Origin of the sequence: Paenibacillus agaridevorans (assembly GCF_003112455.1) — a bacterium.
GTDB classification, from domain to species: domain Bacteria; phylum Bacillota; class Bacilli; order Paenibacillales; family Paenibacillaceae; genus Pristimantibacillus; species Pristimantibacillus agaridevorans.
Window position 1 is genome coordinate 1 of sequence record NZ_BDQX01000046.1, and the last position, 15,508, is coordinate 15,508.

At 52.7% G+C, this 15,508-nt stretch carries 14 protein-coding genes and 1 tRNA gene; all 15 read right to left on the reverse strand.

The window, feature by feature from the left end; genetic code table 11:
* Window positions 1-102: 102 nt before the first annotated feature.
* A complete protein-coding gene (locus PAT3040_RS04645) occupies window positions 103-1,617 on the reverse strand; it encodes an ABC transporter substrate-binding protein (RefSeq protein ID WP_258234833.1) in 1,515 nt (504 codons plus the stop codon).
* Between the two features lie 181 nt (window positions 1,618-1,798).
* Window positions 1,799-3,295: a polysaccharide deacetylase family protein gene (locus PAT3040_RS04650; RefSeq protein ID WP_108991712.1), complete on the reverse strand. Its 1,497-nt coding sequence runs from the start codon at window positions 3,293-3,295 to the stop codon at window positions 1,799-1,801.
* A gap of 2 nt (window positions 3,296-3,297) precedes the next feature.
* A complete protein-coding gene (locus PAT3040_RS04655) occupies window positions 3,298-3,825 on the reverse strand; it encodes a hypothetical protein (protein WP_258234832.1) in 528 nt (175 codons plus the stop codon).
* A gap of 514 nt (window positions 3,826-4,339) precedes the next feature.
* On the reverse strand, window positions 4,340-5,398 hold the full coding sequence (locus PAT3040_RS04660) for a hypothetical protein (RefSeq protein WP_108991714.1): 1,059 nt from the start codon (window positions 5,396-5,398) through the stop codon (window positions 4,340-4,342).
* Window positions 5,399-5,638: 240 nt separating this feature from the next.
* Window positions 5,639-5,791 carry a small acid-soluble spore protein P gene (locus PAT3040_RS04665; protein ID WP_108991715.1) on the reverse strand — a complete coding sequence of 51 codons (153 nt, stop codon included), beginning with the start codon at window positions 5,789-5,791 and terminating at the stop codon, window positions 5,639-5,641.
* 46 nt (window positions 5,792-5,837) lie between these two features.
* Window positions 5,838-6,014, reverse strand: a complete 177-nt coding sequence (locus PAT3040_RS36770; protein WP_181376437.1) for a hypothetical protein — start codon at window positions 6,012-6,014, stop codon at window positions 5,838-5,840.
* A gap of 12 nt (window positions 6,015-6,026) precedes the next feature.
* Window positions 6,027-6,374 carry a hypothetical protein gene (locus PAT3040_RS04670; RefSeq protein ID WP_108991716.1) on the reverse strand — a complete coding sequence of 116 codons (348 nt, stop codon included), beginning with the start codon at window positions 6,372-6,374 and terminating at the stop codon, window positions 6,027-6,029.
* 316 nt (window positions 6,375-6,690) lie between these two features.
* A tRNA-Ser gene (locus tag PAT3040_RS04675) sits at window positions 6,691-6,779 on the reverse strand.
* A 188-nt stretch (window positions 6,780-6,967) separates the two neighbouring features.
* Complete coding sequence (gene serS, locus PAT3040_RS04680) at window positions 6,968-8,248, reverse strand: serine--tRNA ligase (protein ID WP_108991717.1); 1,281 nt, start codon at window positions 8,246-8,248, stop codon at window positions 6,968-6,970.
* A gap of 40 nt (window positions 8,249-8,288) precedes the next feature.
* Window positions 8,289-8,879 carry a pyridoxal 5'-phosphate synthase glutaminase subunit PdxT gene (gene pdxT, locus PAT3040_RS04685; protein WP_108991718.1) on the reverse strand — a complete coding sequence of 197 codons (591 nt, stop codon included), beginning with the start codon at window positions 8,877-8,879 and terminating at the stop codon, window positions 8,289-8,291.
* Window positions 8,880-8,981: 102 nt separating this feature from the next.
* Window positions 8,982-9,863: a pyridoxal 5'-phosphate synthase lyase subunit PdxS gene (gene pdxS, locus PAT3040_RS04690; protein WP_108991719.1), complete on the reverse strand. Its 882-nt coding sequence runs from the start codon at window positions 9,861-9,863 to the stop codon at window positions 8,982-8,984.
* A gap of 152 nt (window positions 9,864-10,015) precedes the next feature.
* Window positions 10,016-11,305 (reverse strand): D-alanyl-D-alanine carboxypeptidase family protein, encoded by a 1,290-nt coding sequence (locus tag PAT3040_RS04695; protein ID WP_108991720.1) that lies wholly within the window; start codon window positions 11,303-11,305, stop codon window positions 10,016-10,018.
* A 264-nt stretch (window positions 11,306-11,569) separates the two neighbouring features.
* Window positions 11,570-13,027: an IMP dehydrogenase gene (gene guaB / locus PAT3040_RS04700; protein ID WP_087570014.1), complete on the reverse strand. Its 1,458-nt coding sequence runs from the start codon at window positions 13,025-13,027 to the stop codon at window positions 11,570-11,572.
* 143 nt (window positions 13,028-13,170) lie between these two features.
* Window positions 13,171-14,385 (reverse strand): GNAT family N-acetyltransferase, encoded by a 1,215-nt coding sequence (locus PAT3040_RS04705; protein ID WP_108991721.1) that lies wholly within the window; start codon window positions 14,383-14,385, stop codon window positions 13,171-13,173.
* Between the two features lie 36 nt (window positions 14,386-14,421).
* Complete coding sequence (locus PAT3040_RS04710; RefSeq protein ID WP_108991722.1) at window positions 14,422-15,027, reverse strand: hypothetical protein; 606 nt, start codon at window positions 15,025-15,027, stop codon at window positions 14,422-14,424.
* Window positions 15,028-15,508: the final 481 nt, after the last annotated feature.

Genomic DNA, 15,508 nt, shown 5'->3' on the forward strand with positions numbered 1-15,508 from the left:
CTACGCTCCGCTCCTCAGGTTCTAGCTTCATCCAATCTTCTCGGTACTGAGAACCGAACTTTTTAAACTCGCACTATAAGAAAGCGCTGCCGACGTTTCTGTCTACTTTTTCAATGCGTCATAATCACTTTGCGTATAGTCCTTTGTCGGATCCCAATTCGGGAACGTAAAGTCGTCTCTGCTTACTTTCACGCCTGTGGCGCTTACTTTATCGATAGCATCCTGCAGACCTTTGTTCATTTTGCTCGCATAATCCTTCATGAGCGCAGCAGCGTCCAACTTGTCATCCACCAGCAAGTTCAACAACAGTTCGCCAAACGTCGGTTTAATTTTGGTTTGACGAATATGGCCGAGCTCGCCAATTACAAGCGCCGTCTCCGGATTGGCGATGGCATAATTCGGACTCTCGCGCATTGTATCTTGATGAATATTAAAGAATACTTTATATTCCGGATACGGGTACAACGATTCGTCCGCGTTCAGCTCATCAATCGGCGACAATGAAGCCCCGCTTTGAATCGTGCTTTTGAAAAATTCTTTGGAGGCGAACGCCTCTTCAATATATTTGCCTGCCGCTTCCTTGTTTTCGGATGTTGCAGACAGCATATAACCTGCCGTGTTAGCGACTGTATAGCCGTAATACGGCTGTTCGCCATCCTGTTGAGGCACGGCTGCAATGCCGAATTCGGCATCCGGCGCATCACGTTTGATCTGCCACATGCGATGACGCGGATCAATCAGGAAGGCTGCCAAATTTTCGCCGAAGTACACGTTGGCCTCAGCCGGTTTCATGCTGTAGGATGCCGGCATGATGCTGCCATCCTGCTTCATTCCCTGCAGCAGCTCGATCGCGCCGATCCACTCCGGCGTGTCGAACAAATAGGTACCGTTCTGCAGATTAAAGCCCGGCATATCCCCTTGGGTCGGAACCTTGGAGGCCGTAAGCCCCAATATCATTTGATCAAGAGCTACCGGCTCGCCGCCGGCAAATACAAGGCCGAACGTCTTGCCGTTTCCTTTTTCCGTAATCACTTTGGACATCGCGCGGAGCTCGTCCCATGTCACTGGCGGTTTCTCCGGGTCCAATCCGGCATCGCGCATCACCTTTTTGTTGTAATACAGCATCGAGCGATGGTTGAGACCCCGCAACGGCCAAGTGTACGTTTTGCCATCAATCATATTCACGCCTTCCTGGAAAGAGCCTTGCATGAACTGATTTTTCCAATCGGCGGAAACGAATTCATCCAGCGGCGCCGCCCAGCCATTCTCCACGATTTGTCGTGCGTCCATCCCTTGCGGGCTCAGGAAGATATCCGGCAGATCATTGCTGGCGATCGATGCCTGAATCGCGGTATTATACTCCGATGTTGGCATATATCGGACTTCAACCTTGATCTCGCCCTTGTACTTCTCATTGAATTGCTTGGTAATAACCATGCCCGGGCTATCTTCGCCCTTCCAGAAATCGTCAAACCCCGCAACGGTAATCACCGCTTCTTTCTTCTGCTCCGTACCCGGATTTTGGGTCGGGTCTGGCTTTTGACCATTGCCACTGCCGTTGCTGCATCCCGAAATCATCAGTATGACCGCTATCGCTGGCGCTGCCATTCGAAACACCTTTTTCAAAACAACTCCCCCTCTTTCATTTGATTGCGCTTACAACTTTATTGTATGGGGAACCGTACCGCTTGAATATGAGCCATGTTCATACATTATGGGGGTTATTTTTTACTTTTCAACCCCCAACACGGCAAAAAAGGATCAGAACAGCCCCTCGGCCGATTCTGACCCTTCCGTATTACTGAAACACCGCGAACTTCAGGTCCTGCTCCAGCAAATAATCGATGATGTCCGGCAGCGCGTCCAGCGTTGCCTTTTTCTCGTGCATGACGTAGATGCCGCCCGAGGCGTCGATCGTCTTGAAATAACGGATGATCTCCTTCGAGCTAGCGGCCTGCCAGTCCTTAGGATCGCGATTCCACATGAGCATCTTCATTCCGAGCTCCTCCGCCGCAATCGCCATGTCGTCGTTCAGGGCACCGTATGGCGGACGGAACACGGATACCAACGTATCGCTGTGTTTCCCAATGACCTCGTTCGCCTTCGCTATGTTGACGGAGATGTCATCCATCTCCTTCGTGGTCAAATTGCTATGATCCCAGGAATGATTGCCGACCGCCATCCCCTGCTCCGCCGCATAAGCCGCTTCAACCGTATAACGGTCGGCGTTGCGCCCTATGAACAAGAACGTGCCCGCTACCCCGCGCTCGCGGAGCAGATCGACGATCGCCTTCGTATAATCCGATGGACCATCGTCGAATGTCAATGCGACGTACCCCTTCGGCAGACTGTAGACGGTAGAGCCTGGATTCAGCGTGATTACTTCTACATGTTCTAGCTCCGTAGCAATTGAAGCCTGGGCTCCCTCGTTCGATAAGTTATCGGAGTTGGCGCTTCCAGGCGCTGTTGCACTCAGGTCGGTCGTTTCGGAACTGTCATCGCCCGTTTCCGCGGACTCCGACTTGCCTTGCTTCGTCGTAAAATCCGCTCCCGTCGAGCCGTCGCCTTCCGCTCCACCGGCTGCCAAGGAAGCGGCTCCGCTAGACCCCTCCGTCAGAGAGGCATGTCCGCTTGCTGCTCCAGCCCCCAGAACCTCGCTGCCTGTCCCTTCGGATAAAACGGTCTGATGCTCGCTTAATGCTTTCGCATCATCGATGTAGATCTGACCCTCCAGCTCGAACCAAGCAAGGAGGAGCATGCAGGTCAGCATAAAAAGACGAAGCGACTTCAGCGCATACCGGCGCATGTTAACAGGCAGGTATGAACGCAAGCGGATAGAAGAGACTCTTATGACTGCTCCTACTTTAGCGGCCATGGCTTCAAACGACAAGCTGCTGCTCGCTTTTTCCATAACCGCTGCCGAAGGCAAGCTACAGGCATCCTCTGCCTCTGTCCCGGGCAGCTCGCCGCCGCGCAAAGACTCCAGCATGGATGCATATTCGGCCGAGCAGTCGAAGTAATACGATTCGCCGCCGTGCTTGCCGATCTTAACTATTGAACTTAAGTATGTAAGCTTAAACGGATCGTATTGCGCATAAGGAGACAGACGAGCGCGTCCCGTCGATAGCGGAGCCAGTCTCCCCAGCCCCTGGTAAGTCAGCTCGTCCAGCTGCAGCTCGAGCTCTCTCGGCTCGTTGGCCTCGCTGCCTGCGTCAACGCTTATCCTTATGACGTAGCGGCCCTGCTTGTCCTCTACCGACAATAGCTCTAACGTTCGCAAGGAATCCCTTTTCATGCTCAGCCTTCTCTTCCGATCGGTGCAGACATCCGGTTCGTGAAGTCGCTGATCATGTTGGCCAGATACACTTTCTCTTGATGCGTCGTCTCGAATTTCTGCTTCAAGTGCTGATGTTCGACATCCTGTCTGCCGATCTTCTCCTCAAGCTCGTGGATGCGCTTGTTCTTCTCCGCAAGCACATCATTGTGCTTGACCTGCAGCGAACCGTACTTCTGCTTCTCCAGCTCGATTACGCTCTTCAGCTCCTCGATCTCCACCGTCATCCGTCTCTCCAGCTCGCGGTAATCCTCGGCTACCTGATCGACCTTCATATTCTTGTCGACGATCTTCTGCTCCAAATCCAGGATGCTCTTCTCCCGCTCCTCGATCACCCTCGTCAATTGCTTTACATCGCGGTTTAACCGCTCGATATGCCCGCCAGAGTGCGTGAGACGATCCTGCAGCTCGCTATTTTGAAGCTCCGTATGCTGTTTGGCCTGAATCATTTGTTCTACCGCAAGCACTAAATCTAGCGACTTTTTGTCCATACGGGACTTCTGAATGAAGATGGAATCCTGGGGTGATTGGACCGGAGACTCTGGGATTTCCTCGGAGCTTGGGGGAGCAGGCTCCTGATTTGCTAGTTCTTGCGAACGATCCTCCTGCCCCTCCTGGGTACCCTTCTTACGAAAAAAAGGGGAAATCATAGTTTATCATCACCTTTTCAAGGATTATGTAGGAAATTGTCGAACTAGTTCAGTCTATTATAAAAGATAATAGAACTTTATTAGCGGGACTATATATCCATTTTCAAGAAAAGGACCTTTTGGACTAAAGACAGACATTCGACTCGATTAATTGGGTCAATTTTCCTATACATAACAAGATGAGCAGGCGGTTGTTTTTGGGCGAGGCTACTGCAAAGTTACTCCGGCGTGCGCTGTAACCCGATTTTTCGGGTTGCAGGAGCAAGAATCCCCCGTACGACAAAAAAAAGCCGTTTCACGAGGAAACGACTTTTTTCAACTCCACACGATAAATTTCGATTGATTGCTACTCGTCTTACAGGCCAGCCGGAGCTCCGAATAAACCCATCAGTTGCTCAAGCGTCACCGTATCGGTCGGCAATGCCTCGAACTCCGGCTTCTTGCCGATGTCCGAATATTGACCGTTGAACGAAACGCCGAACTTCGCTTTCTGACCGCTTTCCGCATCGTTCACTTCCATGCTGATCTTGCCGCTCTGATACACCATGTAATTGTCCTTGATCGCGCCTGTCATCTCCAGCGTATTCACCTTCAGATCGTTCTGGAGAAGGTTAAGCAGCTCCGTCTTGTTCGTCTCCCAATCCGCCTTAGCCTGCTCCAGGTCGGCCTTCTGCACTTGCAGTGCCTCCAGCGCGCCTTCGTTTGCAAGCAGAATATCAAGCACCTTCGGCAGCACGTCGTTCACGATCGTCTCTACCGTCTGCGGATAGTTCTCTTCTGTAATCGCGAACTTCACGACTTGATCCGCCTTCACGCCTTCCGGCAAGCCGGCATCCGCCGTTTTCACTTCGCTGAAGTAGGTCTTCTCATCGAAGCTATCCAGCAGCGTCTTGGACAGATCCTGAATCAGCTTCTGTTGGGCGGCAGGATCCATGTTTAATTCCGTACCTTGCTGCTCAGCCAGCTCCTTCAAGTCGATGGCCACATACTTGCCTTTGGTCTCCTCAGGCAGTGGAAGCATCGGGATCTCCGGCGGCTTCACGTACAGCATCTCTTTGGTCATAATCATCGGAATCGCGAGCTTCATCTCCATCATGCCCGGCAGCACGAATTCCATATTCATATCTATGCGCATGGGCTCTTTCGCGTAGGTGGCATCTACCTTAATCGTTGCGTCCTGGAACATGCCCGTCAGGCTTGCAACAGGCAGGCCACTGGCCTCCGCTTCAGGAATCGATGGCAGCTCCAGCTCGTCAAGCTGGATGTTCATCGACATCTTGAAGGCATCCGCCTCCGTCGTTTTGGCCATTGCTGCCTGCATGGCCGCTTTCGGCGGCGCACTGTTCGAGCAGCCTGCCACGATCAATGTAAGAATTAGAAGTGCAGTAAATCCCATTCGTTGTACTAGCTTCATGGTTCCCCTCCGTCTATTTTTTTCACAGCACCTCCATTCTATACGAAAATTGGAAGGTTTAGAAGCAAACAGGTCTTAATTCGTTCCCAAGACACCGGGTCAATGGTCGCATGACGCAAGAAAAACCCGAATCGGCAATCATGACCGAACCGGGCTTGTATTTCTTCGAACGTATCTTCAAGTATTTCTTCAAACGTTTCTTCAACCTTTTCCTCGAGCGTTTCGCAACCTGCTCGCTCGTTAACCCTGTGGATTATTATGGCTAACGTGGTTGCGCTGCTTCGTCTTCTTGGAGCCCGAAAGAGGAGCCTGCAGACTCTCGTTATGGTCTTTCCGATTCTTCTGGTTATGAGGCACGCTATCCGGGTTAGGATAGGAATCCGGTTTGGACATGGTCTGACCTCCTGCAAGGTTAAATGCCGCTTGCTTGGAACAGGTCCTAGCTTCGCGGATGACTCAAGTCTGACGGCTGATCGAAGTTCAGCGAATCTTGATGACGCCGATCGTTTTTGTCCTGCTGCAGCTGCTGCGCTTGATGACTGTTCACCGGCTCTGCTTCGAGAGCCTCTACGACGTTAGACAAATTTTTGTCTGCCGAGCCCTTTGCTTTGGACATACCCCACCACTCCTATGCATGTGTTAATGACTGCAATGCTTGAGCGCACTCATGAATATGCCGCTTATAATCATGGATCAATTGCTGAATCGCATCCGGTCTCTCGTCGATCGACACGTTGTCCTTCTCCACGTCGATTAACTCGACAAGCACCTCGCGACTATCCACATACGTCACCTTGAAATCGAATTCGTACATCGCATGCCCTGCCGAATGAATCGTTACGCGCAATGCTGTCGCGTCCGACTCGTCCCTATGCACCTCGCAGCGATCGGAAGCATTCATCGTCTCCGGAAGCGTGCGGCTCCAAGCGTCCGCCAACTGCTGCGGATCAATGCGAAGCTGGTCTGATTTGGCCATTGTGTTCTAACACCTCCACACTCGTTAAGATGCGAAGGAACATCTCCTTTTATCCACCGTCGCCATACAAAAAAACCGTCCAGCCGCAAAGGCTGAGACGGTTGTCTGATCTCGTTAAAGTAAGCTGGCGGAGAGGATGGGATTCGCTCCGTCGCACCATGACCGTATAAACGGTCATGGTAATGCGACTATCACGCCGGGGCCTACGAACATGCCTTTGGGCATGTTCGCTTAACGGCCCGTTCGAATCCCATCCACGCCAGTATGAAAAAAACCGATCCCTGTCGAACAGGAATCGGTTGATTGTTTTTCATACTGGCGGAGAGGATGGGATTCGAACCCATGTGGGCTTGCGCCCTAACGGTTTTCAAGACCGCCCCGTTATGACCGCTTCGGTACCTCTCCACATATAAGTGTAACAAAAGATATTGTACCACAGGACAAAATCCATAATCAACTTCTATTTTGCCCCAGTCGTACATCTGTTACATTCTATCCCCATCAAGGGGCGCCCACGGCGACAAGACAGCAGCTTCATAACGCTACCCTCACCGCCGAGGCCGCCAAATAGGGGAATGGCCTCGCCTTCTTGCTTAACCGTTCGAAATAACCGCTACGCCGCCCATATAAGGACGAAGCACTTCAGGAATGGCCACCGAGCCGTCAGCTTGCTGATAATTCTCCAGCAACGCCGCTACCGTGCGTCCTACCGCCAGGCCGGAGCCGTTGAGCGTATGCACGAATTCCGGCTTGCTTTTAGGTTCTCTGCGGAACCGAATCGCCGCGCGTCGCGCCTGGAAATCCTCGAAGTTCGAGCATGAGGAAATTTCGCGGTATGTGTTCGCGCTAGGAATCCATACTTCAAGGTCGTAGGTCTTCGCCGATGTAAAGCCCATATCGCCCGAGCACAGCGTCAGCACGCGGTAAGGCAGTCCTAACAGCTGCAGTACTTTCTCGGCTTCGTTCGTGAGCTTCTCGAGCTCGTCGTAGGAATCCTCGGGCTTCACCAGCTTCACGAGCTCCACTTTGTTGAATTGATGCTGGCGGATCAGACCGCGCGTATCGCGTCCCGCCGCACCCGCTTCGGAGCGGAAACATGCGCTGTACGCCACGAAGTTCTTCGGCAGCTCCTGGATGTCCAGAATCTCGTCGCGATGAATGTTCGTTACCGGCACTTCGGCCGTCGGGATCAGGTAATATTCCGTATCCTTGATCTTGAACAGGTCCTCCTCGAACTTCGGCAGCTGGCCCGTTCCGATCAGGCTGTCCCGGTTTACGATATACGGAGGCAGCACTTCCTCGTAGCCGTGCTGGTCGCTGTGCAGATCCATCATAAAGCTGATCAGGGCACGCTCCAGACGGGCGCCGAGACCGCGGTAGAACGTGAACCTTGAGCCTGTTACCTTGCCCGCGCGCTCGAAGTCCAAAATGCCGAGATCGGCGGCGATATCGTAATGGGCTTTGGGCTCGAAACCGAAGGACGGCAGGTCGCCAATGCGGCGCACTTCCACGTTCTCTTCTTCCGAGGCGCCTACCGGCACGCTCTCGTGCGGGATGTTCGGAATGTTCAGCAGGATCTCCTCGACCGCGCTGTCCATCTCGCGAAGCTCCTCGTCGATTGCCTTGATCCGGTCGCCTACCTCGCGCATCTCCAGAATGAGCGCTTCTGCGTCGCCGCCCGACTTCTTCAGCTTGGCAACCTCTGCGGATACGATGTTCCGGCGATTCTTAAGCTGTTCCGTCTCCCCGATCATCTCGCGGCGCTTCACGTCCAGCTCGGTAAAGCCGGCCACGAGCTCAAGCGATGCCCCTCTATTTTTTAAAGCTTGTTCCACCTTGGCCAGGTCGGAACGCAATATTTTAACATCTAACACGTTGTGTTGCTCCCCTCATAAGGAGTAGTCTTGTTTAGAATTAAGCCCTGGAGCCGGCTGCCGCCGCTTCCTTCACCATATCGACGAAGTAAGCGTGCAGACGGTAGTCGTCCGTCAGCTCGGGGTGGTACGAGGCCGCCAGCAGCGTGCCTTGTCTTGCTGTTACGATCTCGCCGTTGTACGTCGACAGCACGTCGACCTCCGATCCGACCGACTTGATGAGCGGGGCGCGAATGAAGACGGCGCGTACCGTCTCGTCGATTCCCTTAACGGGAAGATCCGTCTCGAAGCTCTCGCGCTGACGGCCGAACGCATTGCGCGCTACCGTCATATCCATCAGTCTGAGATGGGCTTCTTCTTGTCCTTCAATGACATCCGCCAGCACGATGAGTCCCGCGCAAGTGCCGAACACGGGCTTGCCTTGCGCAGAGAAGGAGCGGATCGCATCCATGAAACCATACTTCCGCATCAGCTTGCCGATCGTCGTGCTTTCTCCGCCCGGAATGACGAGGCCCTTCAGCTCGTCCAACTCCTGGGCGCGCTTGACGGCCACCGCTTCTGCGCCCGCCGCCTTCAGACTGCGTATATGTTCCGCTACAGCTCCCTGCAGCGCTAGTACGCCGATTTTCATCACTTTCTTCGCCTTCCTTTTAGAGGTTGTTCAAAAAGCCCGCTTTTTGAACTCGCACTTTTATAGAACCAGCCAAGCCTGATGGCTTGGCCGGTTACAGTATTAAATTCCGCGATCCTGCATACGGGATGCAGCATCCAGCTTGGAGATCTCAATGCCCTTCATCGGCGTGCCCAGATTCTTGGACACTTCCGCGATCAGCTTGTAGTCCTGGTAGTGAGTCGTTGCCTCGACGATCGCGCGAGCGAACTTCTCGGGGCTGTCGGACTTAAAGATACCGGAGCCTACGAATACGCCGTCAGCGCCCAGCTCCATCATCAGAGCCGCGTCGGATGGCGTCGCTACGCCGCCTGCGGCGAAGTTAACGACCGGCAGCTTGCCGCTCTCGTGTACGCCGAGCAGAAGCTCGTAAGGAACGCCCAGCACTTTCGCCTCGTGGTACAGCTCGTCCTTAGACAGGGCTTGTACTTTGCGGATTTGACCGTTGATCAGACGAAGATGGCGAACAGCTTCTACGATATTGCCTGTTCCCGGCTCACCCTTCGTACGAAGCATAGCCGCTCCTTCTTGAATACGGCGAAGCGCCTCGCCAAGGTCCTTCGCTCCGCATACGAACGGAATCGTGAATTCGTTTTTGCTGATGTGGAACACTTCGTCGGCAGGAGTCAGTACTTCGCTCTCGTCGATGTAGTCTACGCCCATCGATTCCAGTACTCTTGCTTCTACGATGTGACCGATCCGCGCCTTCGCCATGACCGGAATAGAGACAACTTTCATTACCTCTTCTACGATGGTCGGGTCAGCCATACGGGCTACGCCGCCGGCTGCGCGAATATCCGAAGGTACGCGCTCAAGCGCCATGACTGCCGTAGCGCCGGCCGCTTCCGCGATCTTAGCTTGCTCGGCGTTCATAACGTCCATGATTACGCCGCCTTTTTGCATCTCTGCCATACCGCGCTTAACGCGCGAAGTGCCTGTTTCCATCAGTTTTCTTCCTCCTATTTGTCATCCTTGCCGGATGTATGATGCCGAAGCGTACTAACCATTTATTTTACAGGAATGCCGATCAATCGACAAGCTTTTATTCCTTGCCAGCGGGTCGGATTAAGCCCTGTCCAGGAGACAAGCCTCGTTCATTAGAATAGATCCAGAATGCTGTTGAACAAATTCGCGAAAAACTCGCCGATTGCACGGAAGAACAGCTTAAACCAGCCCGCCTTCTCGGCCTCTTCCGCCGTAATCAGATTAACCGTATAATTCAGGTCGTTGCCCGTCAGCTTATCCTTGTACGTGTAAGTCACCGTGCCGACCTTAGTCCCGGCGGCGATTGGCGCCACCAGCTCGTTCTCCGGCGTCAGCTCCGACTTCGTCATGGCAATCTCGGCCTCTACGCCCTTCTGCACCATAAACGTAATGTCCTTCTCCGTCACGACAGGGATCGACTTCTGCACGCCCTTCTTAATCTTGACCGTTTCGATCGTTTCTACCACCGACTTGGGAGGAAGCACCGTCTTCTTTTCGAAAGTGGCAAACGCGTAATTGTACAGCTTCGCCGTCTCATAGAACCGCGTGTTCTTCGTGCTTGTATCCATAACAACGCTGATATAGCGCATATCGCCGCGCTTTACCGTGCCTGTAAAGTTATAACCCGCCGCATTGATAAAGCCGGTCTTCATGCCATCCACGCCTTCATACGCCAGGCTCTTGAAGCTTGGCACATTGACGTTGGATCCCAGCATATAGTTAATATTGATCATCGGATCCTTATCGCGCTCACGGAACTTGTAGCTCTGCATGCTGGAGAATTCCAGAAACTCCGGATGATCGAGCAAAATAATGCGCGCGAGCTTCCCGACATCGCTGGCCGACATTACCGTCGTATCCTCGAAGCCAGTCACGCTAGTGAATACGGCGCTGTCGAGACCCAGCTTGTCCGCTGTTTCCTCCATCTTCGCTATGAAAGCTTGCAGACTGCCCGCAATTACCGTAGCTAATGCCTTCGTAGCATCATTGGCCGAACCAACGGCCATAGCCAGATATAATTCCTTTACGGTATGCTGATCGCCCGCGGCCAAATAAATTTGTGATTCGGATGGATGAGTATCGGCAGCCTCAGGACTTACCGTAACCGGTTGATCCCAGGACAGGCGACCCGAAGAGATCTCCTCGAGCACAATATACTCCGTCATGAGCTTAGTCATACTCGCAATCGGCAAAGGTTGATCCGGATTGACCTCGTATAACACCTGGCCCGACTCCGCTTCGATTAAAATAGCGGACTTAACTTGAAGTCCAAGTGAATTTTCCGTGCTAGGCCTATTGTCGAACCCGACGGCAAGCGTCGTGGACGCGCCAAGCGACAACGCCGTGATCCATACTGCAAGGCAAGCAGCGACGACAGACAACAACCGAATCGGCCTTCCCATTACTTTCACACTCGTATCCCCATTTCCCCATTGGTTTATCCGCTCATAATTGTAACATAGGAGAGCGTCATAATTAAACCTCTGTTCAAGCCCGCAGAATGAGGAATCCTTCATCTAAACCGCTATTACAAAAATAAACCAGACAACTCAGCCATAATGGCCAAGCTGCCTGGTTAGAATCCCGTTTGACGGGTGTTCGTAATAGTTGTAGATACCGTTGATGCGCTGACCGTCCTAACATCGTAGAACGAGGTTAACCGCCCCTTACAGGGAGTAGTTAGGCGCTTCCTTCGTGATCTGAACGTCATGCGGATGGCTCTCGCGAAGACCGGAGCCTGTAATGCGAACGAACTGCGTATCGTTCTTCAGTTCTTCCAGGGAAGACGTTCCGCAGTAGCCCATGCCGGACCGAAGTCCGCCGAGCAGCTGGTGAACCGTATCGGCAAGCGGTCCCTTGTAAGGTACGCGGCCTTCGATGCCTTCCGGAACAAGCTTGTTCTCGTTCTCTTGGAAGTAACGGTCCTTGCTGCCTTCCTTCATGGCGCCCAGGGAGCCCATGCCGCGGTATACCTTGAAGCTGCGGCCCTGGAAGATCTCCGTCTCGCCCGGGCTCTCGGCCGTGCCTGCAAACAGGCTGCCGATCATGATGGCGCTGGCGCCGGCTGCGATAGCCTTCGTAATATCGCCGGAGTACTTGATGCCGCCGTCCGCGATAATCGGAACGTTGTATTCGCGAGCCACTGTCGCGCAATCATAGATCGCCGTAATTTGAGGTACGCCGATACCCGCAATGACGCGAGTCGTACAGATGGAGCCCGGCCCGATGCCAACCTTGACTACGGATGCGCCGGCTTCGATCAGGTCGCGAGTCGCTTCGCCGGTGGCCACGTTACCTGCAATGATCGTCAGATCCGGGTACTGGGCCCGCAGCTTGCGTACCGCTTCAAGAATATTAATATGATGGCCGTGAGCCGAGTCGACTACAAGAACGTCGATGCCCGCGTTCACAAGCGCTTCTGCGCGATCCATCGTGTCCTTGGAGATACCGACAGCTGCGCCGCACAGCAATCTGCCATGCGAATCTTTCGCCGCGTTAGGGAACTGGATCGCCTTCTCGATATCCTTAATCGTAATAAGACCCTTCAGCGTGTTCTCCTCGTCCACGAGAGGAAGCTTCTCGATCTTATGCTTCTGCAGAATGCCTTCCGCCTCTTGCAGTGTTGTTCCGACTGGCGCTGTCACAAGGTTCTCGCGGGTCATCACATCGCTGATCTTGATGGAATAATCATGGACAAAGCGCAGATCCCTGTTCGTCAAAATGCCGACAAGCTTCTTGTCTGCATCGACGATCGGCACGCCGGAGATCCGGTATTTGCCCATAAGCTCCTCCGCATCGTACACATGATGATCGGGAGTCAGAGAGAACGGATTCGTGATAACGCCGCTCTCCGAGCGCTTAACGCGATCTACCTCTTCCGCTTGCTGTGCTACGGACATATTCTTATGAATAATACCGATTCCGCCTTCACGAGCGATCGCAATCGCCAAAGCAGCTTCCGTAACGGTATCCATGCCTGCGCTGATGAGCGGGATGTTAAGCTTGATTCCTGCGCTTAACCGAGCGGAGATGTTGACTTCTCTAGGCAGTACCTCTGATTTGCGCGGAACAAGCAATACGTCGTCGAACGTAAGCCCTTCTTTAGCGAATTTCGTTTCCCACACGAGTAATTTCCTCCCTTATTTTCAGTGCCTCTCAAATATATTATTGCAATATTAGCAGAGGGGGTAGGGGCTGTCAAGGCTCGTCAGGAGGCGATAAATCCCACTATTCCACTCATCTTCCGAATACGGAAAGTTCTCAATCTTCAGAAATAATCCGGAAGATACGTTGTTCGTTCGGGTATTCTGGCTTGTAAGCGATTTATTGTATCTGCCGATCCATGTATGCGCTTGGAACCCGATAATTCCGCCCCAGTTCGGTAGCTTAACAGCAGCATCGCAAGAGCTCCGATTCCGATCCTGATCAGGCCCTTTTCCGATTGCTCCCCTACCATTCCCTCTGCTTCGCCTCTTGTCGCATCGTTCAGTGTCGCCTGTCCTGTCTCGTCGATGACAAGCTCGAAGGTTCCTTCGTTCCAAGAAGCCTGCTTGTCCGTGATCTCCAGCGTCACCCGTAACGACTCTTCGCCCGGCACGAACGGATATTGTTCGACGAACCCCCTCAGGTCCACGATCCGCGCCATAAAATACGGCACAACCTCCTGCTTGATCCTCGGATTGGGCAGCAGATCGATCAATTGGTCGTCGACCGGCGCTTGCAGCGTCACTTTGTCGATCATGGAGTCATGCTGGGCAATAAAACTCCATAGCGCATCTCTCGCTTCGTCGTTTAAGCAGATCAGCTCTTTGATCTTCAGCTCCTTGTTCGCGACCGAATAGATGAGATACCCTTGAACGCTGTCGGCTCCATCTCGATAGATAACTCTTTTGGTTTGATTTTGAACGTTGATCCGGTGCTTCCACCACTTCTCGTCTCGCTTGAGCGAGCCGTTGTACCGGGCAGCGTAAGACTCATACACCTCGTAAAGGAGCTCGTAGCCGTTCACGCGTTCCACCCGTCCGGGACTTACGAGACGTGGCGGCAGCTGGTTCGGCAGCAATGTGTATGACTTGTACTCCGTGTATATCTCCCAGCCGAACTTCCGGTAGAAGCCGAATTCGAACGGATGCAGAAAGGAAATCGTCTGCCCCTTCTCCTTCATCGCTTCCAGCGAATGCAGCAGCAGCTTGCCGACGAAGCCCTGCCGACGATACTCCGGCCAAGTCGCGACACCTGCGAGTCCTCCCATTGCGAAAGTCTTGCCTGCTATATAGGTATGCAGCTCCAGCACCGTTGCCTGCGCGGCAATGGCATCGTCAACGTAAACGGCCCAGCGGTCTGAGGGCTGGTCTTCCACTCTTTCCCTCGCTGCTTCCAGTTCTTGCTCCGAGCGTACATATTGAAACGCAAATTGCGACAGCTCCATGCTCTCATCAAAGCGATCCGAACCGAGTCGTTCAATCCGTACTTCCTGTTCCATCCCAGTCCCTCCATCTATGTAAAGTTCAACTACTCGCTAATGTAACATGCCGAAGTCCGTATCGCAATTGGGCTCTTGAGGCATGCATGGGCTTTGACCTCGTTCATTAGGGGGAAGTTTAAAATACCAAGCCTTGCTCCTTACCGCAAAAGAAAATTCCTGCGATACCGACTCGTCTACCCATTTGTAGCCGACCGTTACGTCAATGGGAACAAACTGGCTTTTCTCAGGATCGGCAGGCAATTCGTATCTTCTAAATATTAATTCGGCGCTTCCTCCCCGGAATGTGATGTCTATTGTATGAGGTGCTTGTGCTTTATCAATCAACCGGCCTTTACGAGTCATTATATACTCCTCTAACGTCACCTTCGTGCCGTCCGGTACATCTGCGAGGATCATTACACTTTCATCCGGGCATACAAAAGGTATCCGATTGAATTCAGCTTTACTCATACGGAATGATTTCTCCGGATGCTCCGCTTGAATAGGATCGCCGGGCTCTTGAATTTGGATATGCATCATCATGATTCGAGACAAGCTACAATCCCTATTATTGAATAATTGGAACACATCAAATTGAGAAAATGAAGTCATTAACAGCGACAATACACAGATAAACAGCAAACCCGTTCTTCCCATCATTGTAACTTTACTCCTTCGAATCGTTTGGAACACAGATTTCAGTATATACTTAAATCCAGAAATAGGAAGGGTACGTTTTATGAGGACAGTATGTCGGTCTCGCCGACTTATTTACGGAAAATGATGCGGTTGGTACGCAGTACGTCGGTCTCACCGACTTATTTAAGAGAAATGGTGTGTTTGGAGCTCAGTAAATCGGTCTCATCGACTTATTTGCAGAAAATGGTGCGGTTGGAGCTCAGTAAGTCGGTGACGCCGGCTTATTTATGGAAAATGATGCATTTGGTATGCAATACGTCGGTCTCACCGACTTAATTTCGAGTAATCATGGGTTTTGGAGGCAGTATGTGGGTGTCGCCGACTTAGGTGAGGGAGTTAGTGTGTTAATTTGCAGGTTGTCGGCGTGAGCGACAACCACTGCTTGGCGATGTCCATTCCGCACCGGAGATGAGTCGGCTTCGAAGCTTGTTCATCCCGGTCG

What these genes read in the sequence shown, in the direction of transcription:
- PAT3040_RS04650 (WP_108991712.1), bottom strand. Translation starts at nt 3,295, where the DNA reads ATGAAAAGGGATTCCTTGCGAACGTTAGAGCTATTGTCGGTAGAGGAC.
- PAT3040_RS04655 (WP_258234832.1), bottom strand. Translation starts at nt 3,825, where the DNA reads ATGGACAAAAAGTCGCTAGATTTAGTGCTTGCGGTAGAACAAATGATT.
- PAT3040_RS04660 (WP_108991714.1), bottom strand. Translation starts at nt 5,398, where the DNA reads ATGAAGCTAGTACAACGAATGGGATTTACTGCACTTCTAATTCTTACA.
- PAT3040_RS04665 (WP_108991715.1), bottom strand. Translation starts at nt 5,791, where the DNA reads ATGTCCAAACCGGATTCCTATCCTAACCCGGATAGCGTGCCTCATAAC.
- PAT3040_RS36770 (WP_181376437.1), bottom strand. Translation starts at nt 6,014, where the DNA reads ATGTCCAAAGCAAAGGGCTCGGCAGACAAAAATTTGTCTAACGTCGTA.
- PAT3040_RS04670 (WP_108991716.1), bottom strand. Translation starts at nt 6,374, where the DNA reads ATGGCCAAATCAGACCAGCTTCGCATTGATCCGCAGCAGTTGGCGGAC.
- pdxT (WP_108991718.1), bottom strand. Translation starts at nt 8,879, where the DNA reads ATGAAAATCGGCGTACTAGCGCTGCAGGGAGCTGTAGCGGAACATATA.
- pdxS (WP_108991719.1), bottom strand. Translation starts at nt 9,863, where the DNA reads ATGGAAACAGGCACTTCGCGCGTTAAGCGCGGTATGGCAGAGATGCAA.
- PAT3040_RS04695 (WP_108991720.1), bottom strand. Translation starts at nt 11,305, where the DNA reads ATGGGAAGGCCGATTCGGTTGTTGTCTGTCGTCGCTGCTTGCCTTGCA.
- PAT3040_RS04705 (WP_108991721.1), bottom strand. Translation starts at nt 14,385, where the DNA reads ATGGAACAGGAAGTACGGATTGAACGACTCGGTTCGGATCGCTTTGAT.
- PAT3040_RS04710 (WP_108991722.1), bottom strand. Translation starts at nt 15,027, where the DNA reads ATGATGGGAAGAACGGGTTTGCTGTTTATCTGTGTATTGTCGCTGTTA.